The organism is bacterium, assembly GCA_021372515.1.
In the GTDB taxonomy this organism is placed as follows: Bacteria; Gemmatimonadota; Glassbacteria; order GWA2-58-10; family GWA2-58-10; genus JAJFUG01.
This window is the reverse complement of record JAJFUG010000180.1, coordinates 1-19,266: the sequence shown is the minus strand read 5'-3', so window position 1 is coordinate 19,266 and position 19,266 is coordinate 1. Positions and strand designations below refer to the sequence as shown.

Here is a 19,266-nt window from a genome sequence, read left to right as displayed (position 1 = left end):
CTCCTGAGGAATCTCCGGTAACTCGATACGGCAAGGGAACGGCTCCTTTTCAGTACGTGAACTCGAAGCCGAGACGGACCTGACGGGCGGTGCCCCAGGTCTGCTTATCCATGGTGTCGAGCATGAAGAGGTTGGCGATCTCGCCCTTGGTGGCTTCCATCACGCTCAGCATGCCGTCCTGGTTGAAATCGGCGTTGAACCGGATCCGGTCGTCGCTGGTCAGGTTGGGGTCGTTCCAATACCAGTCCACTCCCCCGGTGACATGGCTGTTGGTCTCGTAGGAGTAAGTGTCGCCCTTGGGGTATGGGGTGTTGATCTTACGGTTGAGCAGGTTGAACACCTCGCAGAACAGGTTGATGCGTCTTTTCACTCCGAGGGATACGGCCTTGTTCATGCGCAGGTCGAGGTTCTGTGTCCAGCGGCCGCGGAAATAGTTTATGCCGCCGATCGGCCGGTCACCCCGGCGGGTGAACCAGGAGTAATCCTCGCTCGCGTTGGAGAAGCCGCCGATCCGGTCCCAGAGCGCCGCGCCGCTCTGCAGTGAGTAGACCGCGTAGATCCCGGTGTTGCGCAGAATGGCGCCGGCGAGACTGCCGGTCTGGAAATCCTCGGGGAACAGATAATTGAAGAAGAACGACATCTTGTGAGTCACATCCCCGGTGATCGGGGTCAGCTCATCCGGCGGGGTAAAGGACTCGCCGGTCGAGGCGTCGATGAACTGGGACAGGTTGGAGCTGGAGAGGAAATCGCTGCCCGTGGTCCGGGAGAACTGCAGGGTGTACATGAGGTTGAAGGCGAAATTACTGGAGAAGTTCTTCCTCAGGGTGATGTCCACACCCTTGATATTGCCGTTGTCACGGTTGGTGTAGCCGCTTTTGACTTCACGTATCCGCTTCTCGCTGTGGTACTGCCAGTAATCCACGAAATAGTCTTTCTGGGCCACGTTGCCGGTCACATCCCGGTAGTAGGCCACCAGATCCAGGACATAGTCGCTGGAGAGCAGCCGGCTCAGACCGGCCTCGAACGCGTCCGTGCGGCTGTAGTCCAGGTCCCCGAAATTGCTCCCGCTGTAGATATAGGTCATGGGCGGCAACTGGGTGAACACCCCGTAGGCGAACCTGAGCTGCGAGCGGTCGGTGACCGGGAAAGCCACGTCGAAGCGGGGTGAAAACTCTTTGATCGTCTTGACGAAATGGTCCTCGCCCCAAGGATCGTCGCCACGCTCCCAACCCCAGTAGACTCCACCCCAGTTGGTCTTGGGGTTAAAAGAATCGTAGCGCAGGCCGTAGTCGAAGACCAGGTCGCCCAGGTCGGTCCGGTTCTGGATGTAGAAAGCGTACATCTCGGGTTTGAAATGAAACTCGTTGTTCTTGTCCCGCGTCCGGTAATCGTTGCAAATCCAGAACTTGCGGTTCTCGAAGAAGGTGGCCTGCAATCCCAGCTTGGCGCGGTTGGCGCGGTTGACCTGGAAATCGAGATCGGCTTTCCAGTTGTACTGGTTCTCGAACATGTGCATGTAGTTGAGCCAGTAGAGCCAGTCCTCACGGCCGGTCCGCACCATGGCGAAGGGAGTCTCGTAGGCTCCATCATGGTTCCACCAGGTCGCACCATCCGGGAGGTAATGATAATCCGCCGGATCGCTCGGGAATTGCTGGTTCGGGTATGCCTCCACCTCGAACGGGATATCGTGCGCCGTCCAGCTCATGAACGTGTTGTCGTGCTTGTAGTTGGTCCGCAGGCTCGAACCGTTTATATCCTGGTTGCGCAGGTTGTTGAAACGGATCGCCAGCGAGGCGTTGCGCTGCGAGGTCTGAAGGAACGACCAGTCGGCTCCGAACAGCAGATTACTGGTGCGTGTCCGCGCGCCGTAGGCCTGCGGGATGTAGATCGTGGTGTCGCTGCCCTGTGACCAGTCCCGGTTCGGGAACTCCGACTTGGTGATAATTCCGGAGCGGAAATAGTTCCCGGTGTCACGCCAGGGGTAGGAGTGCTGGTTGCGCGAGAAATTGCTGCTGGCCAGAAGCTTGAGCCCCTTGATCGGGGAGTAGGTCAGCTTGCCCGAGGCCAGGGTGCGGTCGCCCCAGTTACCTGGCTGGCGCACTGGGTTTTCGGGGCTCCACAAAGCGGCGCTGACACCGGTCTTGCCGGCGTAGAACTCGCGGCCCTTGCGGAAATCCTCCAGGCTGAACGGCGAAGTCTGCAACCCAAGCACAGGGTCGTTGCGCACGGCGTTGTTGAGCCGGTCGACGAAGTCCTGGTTGATCCCTCGGAAGCCCTCATCAGCGTGGGTCGGAGTGCGATCCGCCGCACCCTGGATCTCGGCCGATCCCTGGAAGAAGAAATTTGAGATGAACGGCACCGGGCCGCCGACCGTGGTCTGGAGCTGGTTGTAGCCGTAGTCCGCGGTCCGCGGGTTCATTTCGTCGGTGGTCATGCGCACGCTGCCGCGCAGGTCCGGGCTGCCCTCTTTGGTCACGATGTTGATGATGCCGGACTGGGCGTTACCGAACTCGGCCTGGAAACCGCCGGTGATGATGTCGACCTGCTCGACCGCGTTGGTGGAGAACTCGAGCGGTGAGGCGTCGCCGCCCATGGAGCCCTGTTCCTGCTCGTAGACCCAGCCGTCGCCTGAGCGGAACGGATCGACCGTGTAGTTGCGCACGGTCACCCCGTCCACCACCACGGCCTCCTCGCCCAGGCGGCCGCCGCGGATACGGACCCCGCGCGACATCCCGCCCTCCCCGCCGATCTGCACGCCTGCCTCCAGGACCAGCAGGTCATCCAGCTTGGTGGTGGGGGACTCGGCGATCTTCTCGGCGGTCATGCGCTGCTTGGTCACAGTATTGTCGCGGGGGACCAGGACTTCGGATTCGCCCTCCACCGTGATGCCACTCAACTCGACCACGGTCGAACTGAGGTAGGCGTCCACAGTAGTGGTCTGGCCGGCCAGGATCAACTGGTCCGCGATGGTGACTTTCTGGTAGCCGGTATAGGAGAAAGTTATCGAACGGCGGCCCGGGGACACGTCCAGCACGAAATAGTAACCGTCCGAGTTGGTCACGTTGCCCAGGCGCGTGCCCTCCACTACAACCTGGGCCCCGGTCAGGGGCTGGCCGGTCTCCTTGTCGCGCACTATGCCTTCCACCTTGGCGGTCGAAAGCTGGGAAAGAAGGCTTGCCGGCGCCAGCAGCACAAAACAGGCGCAGGCCACCGTCAAGAGACGTCTGACTGGTTTTCGCTGCATATCTTCCTCCAAAAAGGAATCATGGGACCCGAAACAGCGACAGACAGGATAGTGGCGCATCAACCTCCCTTCATTCATGCGGTTCAGTCTGGTGGCCCAAGCCGGTGCAGGATGGATGGTCCGGGCTTGTGCAACTCCGGCCTCGGCCTCAGCCTCAGCCGCTCTGAAATCTCGGCCAGAACGTTCAGAAGCCTCTTGGTGTTCAGCGGCTTACCGAAGAAATCGTAGGCCCCGCCGTCCAGGGCCGACTTGCGGTTTTCCGGATCGTCGAAAGCGGTGATCACGATCACATAGGCCTCCGGGTCTTGCACCCTCACCGCCTTGAGTAGCTCGACCCCGTTCAGGCGCGGCATTTTCAGGTCCGTGAGCACGACATCGTACCCTCCGGCCAGGAAAGCCCGCAGCGCCTGCCTGGGATCGGCAAAGGTCGTGGTGTTGAATCCGTTGTTTCTCAGCAGGTTGTCCAAGTCTTCCAGCCCGTCCTGATCGTCGTCCACCAGAAGTATCTTCATAATGTTCTCGAGTGGAATGGCAGGTAGAAACACGGCTCCGATCCAAGCCTGGAATTTGGTATGTGGCTGTGCCGATCCGCTTGTCGGGATGTCAGACCATCCCTCGGAACCGGTATAGACAAAAACGGTGCCAGACCGGCCCTGGACGCCCGTAATAGCGTTATCCATTGTAAATTATTGATATACGGAATCAGATAAAGGACTTGACCGCCGGTAGGTTTCTGAGCGGCGACAAGAAACTGAGCGCTCAAATCCTGCGCAGCAGGCTCAGTGCAGAAGGAAAGAAGCGGTGATGAAAAAGCCTCGCCCGGGCCGGATCAACCCTTGTCGATCCAACTGCGGATGGAATTGCGCGCCATGCCCAGATAGGCCGCGGCCCGGGTCTTGTTGCCCCCGAAAATGGACAGAACCTTGTGGATGACCCGCATCTCGATCTCCTTCAGCTCCAGGCCCTCCGGGGGGAAAGTGATGGTGAGGCAGTCCAGTTCCTCCCGGCAGAACTGCGCCGGGTTTTCCTCTCCGTCGACCGAGGACAGGAAAGCCAGGTGCTCGGGACGGACCTGTTCCTCGTCGTTGAGCAGCACGATCCGCTCCACGGCGTTCTGGAGCTGGCGCACGTTGCCCGGCCAGTCGAAGCCGTGGAGGACCTTGAGCGTCTCCTCCTGGAACGCCTTGAAGCGGCGCTTCTTCTGCGCGGCATACTGCTCCAGGAACAGCTCGGCCAGGGGCGCGATGTCATCCCTCCGCTCCCGCAGCGGGGGGATGAAGATCCGGCCCGTGTTCAGGCGGAAGAACAGGTCCTGGCGGAAGCCGTTCTCCCGGACCAGACGGGCCAGGTTGCGGTTGGTGACACAGACTATCCGCACGTCGAGGTTGATCTTCCTCAGCCCCCCGACACGGTAGAACTCGCGTTCCTGGACCACCCGCAGCAGCTTGGGCTGCATCTCCAGCGGCAGGTCGCCGATCTCGTCCAGCAGCAGGGTGCCGCCCTGGGCCAGCTCCAGCTTGCCCATCTGCCCCATCCGCTTGGCCCCCGAAAAGGCGCCGCCCTCGTAGCCGAACAGCTCGCTCTCGAACAGGTTCGGGGCGATGGCCGAACAGTTGATGGAGACGAAGGGGGTAGTGGCGGCCTCCCGGCCATAGTGGACGAACCTGGCCACCAACTCCTTGCCGGTGCCGGTCTCGCCCTCGACCAGCACCGGGACCGAGCGGTCCTCGTGCAGCCGCTCGGCCAGGGCCATCACCTCATGCATCTGCCTGGAGCAGACACACAGCCGGCCGATGCCCATCACCTCGGCGTAGGCTTTGCGCAACTGCTCGAACCGTGACTGCGTCTCGGAGGTGGCCTCGGCCAGCCGGCACTCGAAGTGGTGAGTCAGCTCGTCGTTGCTCCTCAGCAGCGCCTGGTGCTCCGCAATTCGCAGGACCACGGCCTCCAGCTCGACCAGGTTCACCGGCTTGAGCAGATAATCGTAGGCCCCGGCCCGCAGGGCCTGGATGGCCGTGTTCATGTTCCCGTAGCCGGTCAACAGCACGGTGTCCGCGGTCTTGCCCTCTTCCAGAGCCTTGATGCCCTGCAGCAGGGCGATCCCGCTCATCCTGGGCATGCGGATGTCGCTGAGGACCATTGGAAAGGGGCTCTCCCGGAAAAGCTCCAGCGCCTGAAGGCCGTTGGCGCAGGGAGTCACCTGATGGCCCAGCCGTTTCTCCAGGTGCTCGGTCAGCAGTTCCCGGGCCACCACATCGTCATCCACCAGAAGTATCCGCATCCGCTTCCTCCTTCACTGCCCGGAGAGCACGGGCAACTCGACGATGAATTCGGCTCCGCCCGTTTTCCTGTTCCGGGCCGTCACCGTGCCGCCCATGCCCTCGACGAAACGGTTCACGATGGCCAGGCCCAGCCCCATCCCCTCGCCCGGCTGGCGCGTTGAATAGAAGGGATCGAACAGGTTCTCCTCCTCCCCTTCCGGGAAGCCGCCGCCGTTGTCCTCGACCCGGATCACGGCGTACCCGGCCCGCCTGCGGGTCAGCACCCGGATCAGCTTGTCCCCGCTGGGCATCTCGTTCAGTGCGTGCATGGCGTTGACCACCAGGTTGATCACCACCTGCTCCAGGTGCACCTGGTTGCCGCGGATCAGGGAGGACTGGCGCACCAGCCCCAGGGTCAGCTCTATCCCGTGGGCGCGGATCTGGCTGTCGATCAGGGAGAGGGCGTTTTTCACCGCCTTGTTCAGGTCGAAGCTTTCCTGGGCGATGTGCACCGGGGAGACCCAGAACGCCCGCATGTGCTTGATGATATCATCGATACGGTTGATCTGCCGGAACATGCGGTGGAACATCTTGGCGTACTCCTCCTGCGAGACCGACAGGTTACGGTCCATGTCCTGGAGCACACCCTCGGTGATTATGCGCAGGGAGTTGAGCGGCTGGTTGATCTCGTGGGTGATGCCGGAAGCCATCACGCCGATCGAAGCCATGCGCGCCGATTTCTCGGCCATCTGCACGGCTTCGGTCTTCTTGCGGTCCGCCTCCAGGCGGGCCTGAAGGTGCTCGTAGCGCTGCCAGCCGTTGGCCAGGATGTCGGCGATGGTGCCGAACAGTTCCTCCTCCTCCGGTTTCCAGGGACAGCCCGCGCCGCGCGAGAAAAAGAAGCAGCCGATCACCCCCTCGGCGATGGGCAGCGGCAGGATGAACAGCGGGCCGATCCCGCAGCCTTCGAGCTGTTCCCGCTCCCCGGGTTCCAGTCGCTCCAGGCTGGCCGGGTTGAAAGTCTCGCCCTGAAACAGGCGCTCGACCAGGCTGGGCAGGCCGGGGAAAAACAGGGCCGGCAACCCATCGAGACGCCCGTTGCTGGCGGGCGCGATCCAGGCGGCCAGCCGGCTGGCTTTCCTTTCCTTGCGGTTCAGACGGTAGAGGCCGATATGGTTGACGCTCGTGGCCTCGGCGATAATGTTCAGCAGCTCGTTCAATATCTCGTGGAAAGCCGCGGCCGAATTCAGCCTGGAGGCGATCCGGGCCAGAAGGCGCTCGTTCTGCAGCATGACCTCCTGGAGCTGATGTTCCTTCTTCAGCTCGGCCTCGGCCCGCTGGAGCTCGGAATAGTTGTCCTGGAGCTGGACGTTCGCCTCGCGGAGGTCGCGGGTACGCTCCTTGACCAGCTTTTCGAGGAAGAAATGGCGGCGCAGGGCGAAGCCCAGGAGGAACAGGATGATCGTCCCGCTGGCCCCCATCACGACCAGGAAACCGGTCTCCCGGTACCAGGGCAGCAGCACCCGGAACTCGAAGCCGGCCGGCTCGGGGTCGTAGTTGAAATTCACGTCCATGGCCCGGACCTCGAAATTATGCCGTCCGTAGGGCAGATTCTGGAACACGGCCAGGTTGCCGGTCTGGAAAGTCGACCAGGGGCCCTGGTCCAGACGGTAGGAAAACAGCAGGCGTTCGGCGCGGGTCTGCTTCCATTTTTCGATCCCGGAAAAAAGCAGATGGACCTCCCTGTCGGGCGGGGTCTCTTTCAGGTTGTCTTTCCCGGAGATGATGGTCCGGGGCGGGTCGGAGTCGGCCTCCGGATGGAACAGGCCCAGGCCGCTGATCGTTCCGGCCCAGACCCGGCCGTGCCGGTCCTGGGCGATGGTGTATGCGGCCGTGTTGGGCAGCCCGTCCTCCACCGTGTTGGTGACCCAGGCCCCCTCCCGGCAGCGGTGGACCCCGGTGCCGGAGGCGACCCAGATGATCCCGTCCCGGCCCTTGACTATGGAGTTGACCACGTTGAAGCCGGAATGGATGACCGTCCACTGCTGCCCGTCGTATTGGTAGATTTCGTTCTTGCAGCCGACCCAGATACGGCCCGGCTCGATCTCGCAGATACAGTAGGCGCAGCCGCCTGGGAACCCCTTGTCCGGCCCGAAAGTCTCGTAGCGCCCGTCCTTGTACAGCCCCAGCCCATCCTGCCCCGAGCCCCCGATCCAGAGGTCTCCGCTTTCGGTCTCGTAGAGGAACTGTGGCCGGCCGATCTTCCAGCCCTCACCCAGGTCCAGGAAACTCTGGAAATTTTTCCCGTCGAACAGCTCCAGCCGGAAATTGGCGGGATTCCAGTAGTCCAGGGTCTGGACCCAGATTTTCCCGTCCCGGCGCGGAGCGATCAGGCCCACCACCCGGTTCGATTGTGCGGAGGAGGAATCGTCAAGGGAGGGAACGACATACTCGAAGCGCTCCTTGCCCGGATCGAACAGCAGGAGGAACGGTGAATAGTGGTAGGTGCAGATAGCCAGGCGCCCGTCCGGCAGCGAGGCGATGGCCTGGGTCAGGTAGGAATAGGTCTCCGTGTTCCTGGGCAGGGCGTACTTTTTCCACGCTCTCCCGTCAAATACGAGCAGCCTGTCCACTGCGGCGAACCAGACCTTGCCGCCCGCATCCTCGTGGATGGCGTGCACCCGGGCGTCGATGTTTTTCACCTCGCCGGGTGTCCTCCAGATCGAGGGCGCGCAGCGGGCCAGGCCGTGGGAGGTGCTCAGCCAGAACACGCCGTTCGGCTCCACCGCCACCTCGTGAAGGTTGCCGGACAGGATGCCCGCTTTCTCCTGCAGCATGACCCGGCCGTCCACCACCTGCGCCAGGGTGTTCTTGTCCCGCAGCGTCCAGTAGCTGCCGTCCAGGCCGGGCCAGACTTTCCGGATGTTGCTTCCGCCGCCCGGAATGATACGCCAGCGCTCGCCGTCGAACCTCACGATCTCCTGGCGGCAGTTCCCGCGGCTGCCGGCCACGGCGAACAGCTCGCCGGGACGGCCCTCGACCGGGCTGCGCACATCCTGGACCGGCAGGGCGCCCAGAAGGTACTCCCGCCAGAGGTCCGCCTGGCCCGCACGGCCGGGTTCGAAGCGGGCCACTCCCCTCTCTCCGCTCACCCAGATGCCCCCCTGACGGGCGGAGATCATGTCGATGAAACGGCCGAGGCCGGCCTCCCGGGCCGATTTCACCACGATGCGCCGGCCCGTGCCGGCATCGAACAGCATCAGGCGGTTGGGCAGCAGGTAGTAGACCCGGTCAGGGCCATCGGGCAGGAACGGGATCAGGGCGCGCAGACCGCTGGGTGGAAGGAAGTTGGTGATCTCGTCGATCTGGTAGCGCACCCAGCGGCCGTCCCGGAAAAGCTGGACACCCTTGGAGTAGACCGACCAGAGCTGGCCGGAATCGCTTTCGCAGACTTTCAGATCGCTGCCCGGGCTCGGATAGATATGTGCGATCCCGCTGTCCGGCACCGGCCAGCCGTCCAGGCAGCTCAGCTTGTCCTCGGACTCGTGCGAGACCCAGACCCGGCCGCTGGGGCCGACTGTGATGAAGCTTGTCCAGGTGTCCCCCAGGCCCTCCGAGGCCTCGAAAAAACGCCACGAGGTCAGCCCCTCGCCAGCGGCCTCGCCGGCGAAAAGACAACACAGGCCGACAATCATTAAAACCCGGCCGACGGAGACACGGAGTCTGGGGGCTGGGAGCCGCATGCTGGGCGACCTTCAAAAAGTCCACATTGCGAACTAATTGAATAAATAACGCTGTGGGTATCAAGGTATGATTGAATATACTACGACATATGAAATGTCAAGATATAAAAGAAAACCGGGCCAATGCCCAACATATGATGTCTTACGCAGCAACGGCGCTGCAAAGCCGCCCGGGAAGCCCCGGCCTCGACCGCAGCCTGCGACATCGAGCCACCGACTCGCGGCCCCGCTGCTGTTGCCGCCGCCCAACCCCAGAAAATTGTTGATCCTGCGGCCAATCAAGGCTAACTTAGTTGAATTATCACGAGGTATAGTCCGGAAAACCCAACGCCCACGGTCCCGCAGCGCCGAGGACCGCCCCTGGAATCCCCCCCGGGGCCGCGCCGGACACCCGCAACTCGTCGTTCTGGTCAGCCAATCAAAAACGGAGCAGAAAATGAGCTCGAAGAAAAACGGCAAAGGCTTGAGCCGCAAGGATTTTCTGAAAGCAGCAGCCACCACCCCGGTGCTGGGGGCGTTCGCCCTGTCCGTGGCCCAAAAGCAGAAAGACGACAAAGAGAAACGTCAGCGGGTGATGGAAGAGTTCGAGAAGGGACTGGCCCAGAGCACAGCCCAGAACACCCGGAAAAAGAAACCCGCGGTCACGCCCAGCCGCAACGACACGCTGGGTATCGCTTTCATCGGGGTGGGCAGCCGCGGCAAGGACCACATGCGCGCGCTCGGATACGTCCTGGACAAAGACCTCGAACCGGGTGCGACTCCCGGCGAACAGGTGCGCAAGGAGCTGAACATCCGCTGCAGCGCGGTCTGCGACCTCTACGAGCCGAACCTGGAGTACGCGAAAAGCGTGACCGGCGGCGAGGCCAAGACCTACACCGACTACGAGGAGCTGCTCGCATCGCCGGATGTGGATGCCGTGGTGGTCGCCACCACCGACCACTGGCACGCCCCCATCGCCCGGGCCGCGGCCGAGGCCGGCAAGCACGTGTATGTCGAAAAGTGCATGACCCACTCCGTGCGCGAGGCCTACGACCTGCGCGAGGCCGTGCGCCGCAAGGGCACTGTCCTGCAGTTGGGCCACCAGAACCGCAACAGCTCCCGCTACGAGGATGCGATCCGGGTGATCGACAGCGGTATCCTGGGGCATGTCACCCTGGTGCAGTGCTACACGAACCGGAACAACAACAACGGGGCCTGGTTCAGGAACGTCCCGGCCGCCCACGGCCCGAAAAGCGCCGCCTCCGGGCCGCGCAACCTGGACTGGGACCGCTATGTGGCCAACACCGAAAAACTGCCCTACGACCCCAACCGCTTTTTCAACTGGTCCTGCTATTGGGACTACAGCACCGGGCTGTCGGGCCAGCTTTTGACCCACGAGATGGACGTGATCAACATGATCCTCCAGCTCGGCATCCCGGCCAGCGCCAGCGCCTCGGGCGGAATCTACCATTTCAGGGAATACCAGGCCATGCAGACCGCGGACGGCCAGCCGCTGGACACGAACGCGCCCCTGCCGACCGGAGCTGTCCCACGCCCGGATGTCCCGCGGATCCTCCGCGAGGTGCCGGATGTGTTCCAGGTGGTCTACGAGTGGTCCGACCGCGGCCTGACCGTGGTCTACAACGCCACCCTGGCCTGCGGCCGCCAGCGCGGACAGATCTACATGGGCAACGAGGCGACCATGGACCTGACCAACGGGGTCCAGGTCTTCGCCGACCCGGAAAGCAAGAAATTCGCCCAGTTGCTCAAGGACGGCGAGGTAAAGCCGACCGAGCCGATGCTCTCGTTCACGGGCGCGGCAGGCAAAGGCCTGGACGCGCTCACCTCCGCCACCTCCAGTTTCTACCAGTCGCTGGGCCTGCTGTACGATTTCCAGAACGGCAAGCGGGTGGACATAACCTACCTGCACCACAAGAACTGGCTGGAGCATATCCGGGCGAACGATCAGGACACGCTCTGCAACATCGAGGACGGGTTCCAGGAGGCGATCACGGCCCATATGGCCACTCTGAGCTACCGCACCGGCAGCCGCGTGCGCTGGGACAGCGGCAGCGAAAGCCTGGTCTGCGACTCCAACCCGGCCGCTATGCAATCCCTCATGGCCTGAGCGCCTTTGTGTCCTCCGGGCGGCGGGCCGAGGTCCGCCGCCCGGAGGACAGCTCAAGCCGCTTCGATTATACCCCTCCCGGCAATACACGCGGTTGTTTCGCCGCCATATCCTGTCGGTCGCCTGGCGCTGGAATCCACGTTCAGTGCGGGGTTGCGCCCCTGTTTGCCTCGGGCGCGAGCCTGAGTGCTGTCGGCGGAAAACAGGCCCTCCCTCTTGACAAAAGACCGTCCGGCCCATATCTTGAATTTGCATTCACTTTATGACGAGTCGTTCATTGTTTGTAAATCCACTCCGGAAAGCAAAGGCGGGCGACAATGTGCAGTGCCCGATGCACCTTTCGCGAGAGCAAGAGACTGGCCCATCGCGGCGAGATCATCAAAACGGCCCTCGAGCTGTTCTCGCAGAAAGGCTTCCACAACGTCTCGATGCAGGAGATCGCACAGAAAGCCGAGTTCGCGGTGGGCACCCTGTACAATTTCTTCAAGGACAAAGAGTCCCTGTACCAGGCCCTGGTGTCCGAGCAGGCCGAGAAATTCCATATCGAGCTGAACCGGGCCCTCGATTCGGATGAGGACGAGTTAGTAAAAATCAAGAGTTATATCAAAGCCAAGGAAAAGGTGTTTTCCGAAAACGCCGCCTTGATCCGCCTGTATTTCACCGAGACCCAGGGCGCCAAGGTCAATGTCAAGGCCGGGCTGGACTGTGAAATGAAAGGGAACTACGAGCATTTCCTGCATAAGCTGGCCGCGGTGTTCGAAAACGCCATCGCCAAAAACAAAATCAAGGGCCTGCTCGATCCCTATTACATGGCCGTGGCCCTGGACAGCCTGACCAACGCGTTCCTGTTCCTCTGGCTGGAAAACCCGGAGCAGCACCCGTTTTCGAAAAATATCGAGGCCGTTTTCAACCTGTTCCTTGAAAGAATAAAAGTCTCCTGAGCAATTGCCGCGCAGCCTGGAAAGCCGGTCATATCTTCAATCGAGAAGGACTTCCCCCGCGCGCCGACAACAGAGTTCAGACTCCTGCCCGGAGCCGCAGCAGGCCAAGGCCGTCCGGACTGGAGTGTATTTATTTCGGGCACGTTTTTTTGAATCGGGCGGCAGGACAAGCTCGATTTTATTCCTTGCAACATCGCTCTCATCCTGGGATGAAGGGGGGACCGGATCAGCTACCGGATCAGCTATCAGCACCGGCAGAAAAAAGCGCCGGATGGAAAATTCGACCGGCCAGGGCAGACGCCCGGCGGTCCTGTGCACCAAAGTCGGTAAGTCACATTCAGCGGAGGGTTTCTGATGCAGTTCGATGGGTTTTTCAAACAATCCATGAAATGGATTTCGACGGCAGCGGTTCTGCTGTCCTTACTCGCTTGGGCCGGGTGCAAAAAGACACAGTCCGGTCCGGCGCACCTGCCGGAAGTCTCTTTCATCACCGTGGGTACCGAGCCGGTGACCCTGACCACCGAGCTTCCCGGCCGGACGACTCCTTTCCGCATCGCGGAGATCCGTCCCCAGGTCAGCGGCCTGATCCAGAAACGGCTGTTCACCGAGGGCGCGGATGTAAAGGCGGGCGAGGTGCTCTACCAGATCGACCCGGCCCCGTTCCAGGCGGCCCTGAACAACGCCAAGGCGGCCCTCGGACGTTCCGAGGCCAACCTTTCCGCCACCCGGGCCCGGGCCGAACGCTACAAGGAGCTTCTGGCCGACAGGGCGGTGAGCCAGCAGGACGTTGATGACGCCGCGGCGGCCCTGACCCAGAACGAGGCCGACATCCAGTACTGGAAAGCCATGCTGCAGACCGCCAGCATCAACCTGGCCTACACCCGGGTCACGGCCCCGATCTCGGGACGCATCGGCAAATCCAGCGTGACCGAGGGCGCAATTGTCACAGCCTATCAGCCCCTGGCCCTGACCACGATCCAGCAGCTCGACCCGATCTACGTGGATGTCCAGCAGTCCACGGCCGAGTTGGCCCGTCTGCGCAGCCGTCTGGCCGCAGGCCGTCTCAACCAGAACGGCGACGGCCAGCAGAACGTGAAGCTGTTCCTGTCCGATGACGGCCAGTACCCTCTGGACGGGACGCTCCAGTTCCGCGATATCAGCGTGGAACCCAGCACCGGCTCGGTCACCCTGCGGGCGGTGTTCTCCAACCCGGACGGCATCCTGCTGCCGGGCATGTTCGTACGGGCGTTGATCAAGGAGGGCGACAACCCGGCCGCGGTGCTGGCCCCGCAACCCGCGGTGATGCGTGACGCGAAAGGCAACCCGTTCGCCTACGTGCTGGACGAGCAGGACCAGATCCAGATCCATCCCCTCACCCTGGACCGCGCCATCGGCGACAAGTGGCTGCTGATAGACGGGCTGGCCCCGGGGGAACGCCTGGTGGTCGATGGTCTCCAGCGCGTGCGGCCGGGGATGAAAGTCACCGCGACGCCGTACGCGGCCAATAACGAAACCGGCGCCCAGAGCGCGCCTCAAGCTCACTGACGGAGGCGTGCGATGTTATCGAAATTCTTCCTGGAGCGGCCGGTCTTCGCCTGGGTCGTCGCCATCGTGATGATGGTGGCGGGCGCGCTGGCCATCCACAATCTGCCTATCTCGCAGTACCCGCCGATCGCTCCGCCGTCGATCGCCATCGACGCGTTCTACCCCGGGGCCTCGGCTCAGACCGTGGAAAACAGTGTCACCCAGATCATCGAACAGAAAATGACCGGGTTCGATGACATGCTCTACCTGTCCGGGTCGAGCGATGCCGCCGGATCAGCCCGCGTCGAGCTGACTTTCAAGCCCGGCACCGATCCCGACCTGGCCTGGGCCAAGGTGCAGAACAAGCTGCAACTGGCCATGTCCAGCCTGCCCGAGGTGGTCCAGCGCACCGGCGTGTCGGTGAGCAAATCCACCCGCAACTTCCTGATCATCGTCGGCCTGGTCTCCGAGGACGGGAGCATGCAGAGCGCCGACCTTCAGGACTACGCCCAGTCGAACCTGGAAAAGGTCCTCTCCCGCGTGCCGGGTGTGGGCGAGGTGATGATATTCGGCTCGCAGTACTCGATGCGTGTCTGGCTCGATCCCGACAAGCTGACCGACTACCACCTGACCGTGGAGGATGTGGTCGCGGCGCTCAAGACCTACAATGTCGAGGTCTCGGCGGGCCAGTTCGGCGGCCAGCCCTCGGTGACCGGCCAACGGCTGAACGCTTCGATCATCATACAGAACCTGCTCCAGACCCCGGAGGAGTTCGCCGATATCCCAGTGCGCAACAATCCGGACGGCTCGGTGGTGCGGGTCAAGGATGTGGGGCGCACCGAGCTGGGCAGCGAGTCCGCCGACGTCAAGTCGTTCTACAACGGGAAACCCTCCTCCGGCCTGGCCATCCGTCAGGCGCCCGGCGCCAACGCACTGGAAACGGCGGACGCGGTCAAAGCCAAGATGGTGGAGATGAGCCGCTACTTCCCGCAGGGCATGAAAGTGGTTTACCCCTACGATACCACCCCGTTCGTGCGGGTGGCGATCGACGAGGTGGTCAAGACCCTGATCGAAGCCATCATCCTGGTGTTCCTGGTGATGTGGCTGTTCATGGGCAACATCCGGGCGACCCTGATCCCCACCATTGCCGTGCCGGTGGTGCTACTGGGAACTTTCGCCGTGCTCGGGCTGTTCGGATTTTCGATCAACATGCTGACCATGTTCGCCATGGTATTGGCAATCGGATTACTGGTCGATGACGCGATTGTAGTGGTGGAGAACGTGGAGCGAATAATGGGCGAGGAAGGCCTTTCGCCGCGGGAGGCCACGGCCAAGTCCATGGAGCAGATCACCGGCGCCCTGATCGGCATCGGTCTGGTGCTGGCCGCGGTGTTCGGCCCGATGGCTTTCTTCTCCGGCTCCACCGGCGTGATCTACCGCCAGTTCTCGGTGACCATCGCCGCCTCGATGCTGCTGTCCGTGCTGGTGGCCCTGATCCTGACCCCGGTGCTGTGCGCCACGCTGCTCAAGCCGGTGGCCAAGGGACACGAGGCCGCCGAGGGCGCCATATCGTTCCTGCGGCCGTTCTTCCTCTGGTTCGACCGGGGCTTCTTCCGCTTCCGGGACAGCTACATCCGTCTGGTGGGGCATGCCCTCTCCAGGAAACTGCGCTACCTGCTGGCGTTCGTGGTGCTGGTGGTGGGACTGGGCTTCCTGTTCATGCGAATGCCCACCGGCTTCCTGCCGGATGAGGACCAGGGGATGCTGCTGACACAGATCATCATGCCCACCGGTTCGACCCTGGAGCAGACCAAGAATGTGGCGGACAAGGTCCAACGTTATTTCGAGCAGAACGAAAAAGAGGCCGTGACCTCCTGCATGAATATCGTGGGTTACGGCTATTCCGGCCGCGGCCAGAACAACGCCATGGTTTTCGTCAAGCTGAGGGACTGGCACGAGCGCCGTCACAAGAACCTGCGCGCCTCGGCTGTGGCCCAGCGGGCCATGATCGCCCTATCCGGTATGCGCGAGGCCATGGTCTTCACTTTCCCACCCCCGGCCGTGGTCGAGATGGGTAACGCGCGGGGCGTGGATTTCCAGCTCGTGGACCGCAGCGGACTGGGTCACGCCGCCCTGATGGGCGCGCGTAACCAGCTCCTGGGCATGGCGATGCAGGACCCGCGGCTGGCGAGTATCCGGCCCAACGGTCTGGAGGACGTGCCGCAGTTCCGGGTGGATGTGGACTGGGACCGGGCCGGAGCCCTTGGCCTGCCGGTCAGCTCGATCCACAACACGCTGTCCGCGGCTTTCGGCAGCGCCTATGTGAACAACTTCATCCAGGCCGGGCGGGTCAAGCGCGTGTACGTCCAGGCGGACTCGCAGTACCGCCGTCTGCCCTCCGACCTGGAGAAACTATACGTGCGCAACACCGCCGGGGCGATGGTGCCTTTCAACTCTTTCGCCACCACGCACTGGAGTTCCGGCTCGCCGCGCCTGGAGCGGTTCAACGGCTTCCCCTCGCTGAACATCTGGGCTGAGCCGGCGCCCGGACGCAGCTCCGGCGAGGCGATGCAGGCCATGGAGGAGATAGCCTCCAAGCTCCCCCAGGGGATCGGCTACGACTGGAACGGGCTTTCCTACCAGGAACGCCAGGCCTCGTCCCAGACCGGCATGCTCTACGCCTTTTCGATCCTGGTGATATTCCTCTGCCTGGCGGCGCTGTACGAAAGCTGGCCCATCCCGATCGCGATCCTGCTGGCCCTGCCACTGGGGGCCCTGGGTGGGGTGGTCTTCTCGATGCTGCGGGGGATGCCCAATGATGTATATTTCCAGATCGGGCTGTTGACCACGCTGGGGCTGACCACCAAGAACGCGATCCTGATCGTCCAGTTCGCCAAGGCGCGGCGGGAGCAGGGCCTCGGCCTGATCGAGGCGACCCTGGAAGCCACCAAGCTGCGGCTGCGGCCCATCGTGATGACCTCGCTCGCCTTCGGCTTCGGCGTGCTGCCCCTGACCATCACCAGCGGCGCGGGCGCCGGCGCGATGAACGCCATCGGCACCTCGGTGCTGGGAGGGATGATCACCGGCACGGTCCTGGTCATCCTGTTCGCGCCGCTGTTCTACGTGCTGATCGAGAAAGTCTTCGGCAAAGGCAATTCACACCCAGCGGATGAGAACGCTGGTTCCTTTCATCCGGGAGCTGAGTGATCATGAATAAGAAGGTGCTTCTTCTGGCAATCGGGCTGGCGTTCGGTGCAGTCGGCTGCACGCTGGCCCCCAAGTACTCCCGCCCCGCGGCGCCCGTGCCGGCCGAATGGCCCAGCGGCGACGCCTACGGGGCGGTCGGGGCAGCCGCGGGTGCGCCCTCGGCCCAGGACCTGCGCTGGCGGGAATTTTTCACCGACCAGAGCCTGCAGCAGGTGATCAGTCTGGCCCTGGACAACAACCGCGACCTGCGCCTGGCGGCGCTCAACGTGGAGCTGGCGCGCTCGCTGTATGGCATCCAGCGCAACGAGCTGTTCCCGTCGCTCAACGCCTCGGCCGGAGCCGGCAAGCAGAACGCCTCCGCCGACCTGACCCAGCCCGGCCAGCCGCGGACCACCGAGCGCTACGATGTCAACCTGGGCATCACCTCCTGGGAGCTCGATTTCTTCGGCCGCATCCGCAGCCTGAAGAACCGCGCCCTGCAGGAGTACATGGCCTCGGAGCAGGCCCGCCGCAGTTCCCAGACCCTGCTGGTCTCGTCCGTGGCCAACACCTATCTGGCCCTGGCCGCCGACCGTGAGAACCTGGCCCTGGCGCAGAGTACGCTCGAAGCCCAGAGCAAGGCTTACGAACTGGTGCAGAAACGCTACGAGGTCGGCCTGGCGAACCGCCTCACCCTCCGTCAGGCCCAGACCCCGGTGGAGTCGGCGCGGCGCGACATCGCCCACTACACGCAACTGGTGGCGCAGGACCTCAACGCCCTGAACCTGCTGGCTGGCGCCGAGGTGCCGGAGGGGCTGCTCCCCGCCGGGCTGAGCCGGATAAGCCCGCCCCAGGATATCTCGGCCGGGCTGGGCTCGGAGGTCCTGCTCAGCCGTCCGGATGTCATGCAGGCCGAGGACATGCTCAAGGCGGCCTACGCCGATGTCGGGGCGGCGCGCGCGGCGCTGTTCCCGCGCATCTCCCTGACCACGGCCCTGGGCACGGCCAGCAACGAGCTGTCGAACCTGTTCAAGTCCGGGAACGACACCTGGAACTACAGCGGGGCGGCGACGCTGCCGGTGTTCGACCCCCGTATCTGGAGCGCGCTCAAGGCCAGCAACGTGCAGCGCAAGATCGTGCTGACCCAGTACGAGAAAACGATCCAGAGTGCATTCCGGGACGTGGCGGATGCCCTGGCCCTGCGCGGCACAGTGGACAGCCAGGTGACAGCCCAGCAGGCGCTGGTCGAGGCCTTGCAGGAGACCTACCGCCTGGCGAGCGTCCGCTACGAAAAGGGGATCGACAGCTACCTGAGCGTGCTGGATGCCCAGCGTTCGCTGTTCGCCGCGCAGCAGGGGCTGGTCTCCCTTCAGCTGGCCAAGGTTGGCAGCAACGTGCGGCTCTATGCAGTGCTGGGCGGCGGCGGCGACCAGGCCGAGACGGCGCAGAAACAATAGACCTGAACAAAAGAAGCCGGGAACCTGGCTCTCCCACTGGATTGAGGGGAAAGCCGGTTCCCGGCCTTTTTGTTTCTGGGTGCATACACTGAGAACTTACAGGGATGCAGAGTTTTTACTATTTCCGGTGTGCCTTCGGTTGCGCCTGACGCAGGGGCACGGCGCGCCGGGCCCTACAGAGGACCGAAGCTTCAACAGGCCTCTCAAAGTCTGCCCCGGCCAAAACACGCAACCCAAGCAAGAACACCGCTCAGGCTTTGAGCCAGCGGTCGAACCAGTCGAACGCCTCCTCCTGCATCGGCACGTCCAGCTTGTGCGGCCCGGGATAGTAGGAGCACTTGAAATTCCCGGCCGCTCCCGCCTTGGCGTAAACCTCGGCCAGGATGCTCTCGGCGCGCTTCATCTCGGGCACGGTGTACAGCTCGTCATCCAGGTCATCCAGCACCAGGGTGGGCAGCGGGACCCGCAGCCCCAGTATCTCCGGAAAATCCAGCTCGTGCGGCAGAAGCGGCACGTAGGTCATCCAGGTGTGCGTGAACGACTTGTTCAGCAGAAAATCCCGCCACGTGGTCATGAACCCGGCGCAGAACGCGCACTTGATCCGTGGCTCCAGCCCGCCCAGGAACACCGTGCGCATCCCGCCGCCCGACAGCCCGCCGCAGCCGACACGCTCCGGGTCCACCTCCGGACGGGCGCACAGGATGTCCAGCGCCACACGGTCCTCGGCGAAATACACCCCCGGCCAGGTGGTCCCGGCGCAGAAAAGAGACTTGGCCATGATCGACTCGTGGTCCGAGGCCCAG

At 63.1% G+C, this 19,266-nt stretch carries 10 protein-coding genes; 5 read left to right on the top strand and 5 right to left on the bottom strand.

Translation table 11 applies throughout. From position 1 onward, the window contains the following. Positions 1-49: 49 nt before the first annotated feature. The 4 genes from LLH00_16505 to LLH00_16490 all read right to left on the bottom strand — a co-directional run bounded on the left by LLH00_16505 (position 50) and on the right by LLH00_16490 (position 9,200). Positions 50-3,244 (bottom strand): carboxypeptidase regulatory-like domain-containing protein, encoded by a 3,195-nt coding sequence (locus tag LLH00_16505; GenBank protein ID MCE5272882.1) that lies wholly within the window; start codon positions 3,242-3,244, stop codon positions 50-52. Between the two features lie 83 nt (positions 3,245-3,327). After that, positions 3,328-3,756: a response regulator gene (locus tag LLH00_16500; GenBank protein MCE5272881.1), complete on the bottom strand. Its 429-nt coding sequence runs from the start codon at positions 3,754-3,756 to the stop codon at positions 3,328-3,330. Between the two features lie 317 nt (positions 3,757-4,073). Further along, positions 4,074-5,525: a sigma-54 dependent transcriptional regulator gene (locus LLH00_16495; protein MCE5272880.1), complete on the bottom strand. Its 1,452-nt coding sequence runs from the start codon at positions 5,523-5,525 to the stop codon at positions 4,074-4,076. 12 nt (positions 5,526-5,537) lie between these two features. Further along, entirely contained in the window at positions 5,538-9,200 is a 3,663-nt protein-coding gene (locus LLH00_16490) for a GHKL domain-containing protein (protein ID MCE5272879.1), read from the bottom strand. 484 nt (positions 9,201-9,684) lie between these two features. Here LLH00_16490 and LLH00_16485 point away from each other — a divergent pair, with 484 nt between their 5' ends. From LLH00_16485 to LLH00_16465, 5 genes are all read left to right on the top strand, one after another. Then, positions 9,685-11,355, top strand: coding sequence for a Gfo/Idh/MocA family oxidoreductase (locus LLH00_16485; protein ID MCE5272878.1), 1,671 nt, complete (start codon positions 9,685-9,687; stop codon positions 11,353-11,355). A 317-nt stretch (positions 11,356-11,672) separates the two neighbouring features. Further along, complete coding sequence (locus LLH00_16480) at positions 11,673-12,296, top strand: TetR/AcrR family transcriptional regulator (protein MCE5272877.1); 624 nt, start codon at positions 11,673-11,675, stop codon at positions 12,294-12,296. 354 nt (positions 12,297-12,650) lie between these two features. Beyond that, entirely contained in the window at positions 12,651-13,841 is a 1,191-nt protein-coding gene (locus LLH00_16475) for an efflux RND transporter periplasmic adaptor subunit (protein MCE5272876.1), read from the top strand. 12 nt (positions 13,842-13,853) lie between these two features. Continuing rightward, positions 13,854-17,027, top strand: coding sequence for an efflux RND transporter permease subunit (locus LLH00_16470; protein ID MCE5272875.1), 3,174 nt, complete (start codon positions 13,854-13,856; stop codon positions 17,025-17,027). Positions 17,028-17,029: 2 nt separating this feature from the next. Then, complete coding sequence (locus tag LLH00_16465; GenBank protein MCE5272874.1) at positions 17,030-18,463, top strand: efflux transporter outer membrane subunit; 1,434 nt, start codon at positions 17,030-17,032, stop codon at positions 18,461-18,463. A 250-nt stretch (positions 18,464-18,713) separates the two neighbouring features. Here LLH00_16465 and LLH00_16460 read toward each other — a convergent pair. Continuing rightward, positions 18,714-19,266 (bottom strand): hypothetical protein (locus LLH00_16460; protein ID MCE5272873.1); only part of this gene is annotated, 553 nt, incomplete at its 5' end.

Excerpts from the sequence above, each read along its gene's own strand:
- LLH00_16505 (MCE5272882.1), bottom strand. The coding sequence starts at position 3,244 with ATGCAGCGAAAACCAGTCAGACGTCTCTTGACGGTGGCCTGCGCCTGT.
- LLH00_16500 (MCE5272881.1), bottom strand. The coding sequence starts at position 3,756 with ATGAAGATACTTCTGGTGGACGACGATCAGGACGGGCTGGAAGACTTG.
- LLH00_16495 (MCE5272880.1), bottom strand. The coding sequence starts at position 5,525 with ATGCGGATACTTCTGGTGGATGACGATGTGGTGGCCCGGGAACTGCTG.
- LLH00_16490 (MCE5272879.1), bottom strand. The coding sequence starts at position 9,200 with ATGATTGTCGGCCTGTGTTGTCTTTTCGCCGGCGAGGCCGCTGGCGAG.
- LLH00_16485 (MCE5272878.1), top strand. The coding sequence starts at position 9,685 with ATGAGCTCGAAGAAAAACGGCAAAGGCTTGAGCCGCAAGGATTTTCTG.
- LLH00_16480 (MCE5272877.1), top strand. The coding sequence starts at position 11,673 with ATGTGCAGTGCCCGATGCACCTTTCGCGAGAGCAAGAGACTGGCCCAT.
- LLH00_16475 (MCE5272876.1), top strand. The coding sequence starts at position 12,651 with ATGCAGTTCGATGGGTTTTTCAAACAATCCATGAAATGGATTTCGACG.
- LLH00_16470 (MCE5272875.1), top strand. The coding sequence starts at position 13,854 with ATGTTATCGAAATTCTTCCTGGAGCGGCCGGTCTTCGCCTGGGTCGTC.
- LLH00_16465 (MCE5272874.1), top strand. The coding sequence starts at position 17,030 with ATGAATAAGAAGGTGCTTCTTCTGGCAATCGGGCTGGCGTTCGGTGCA.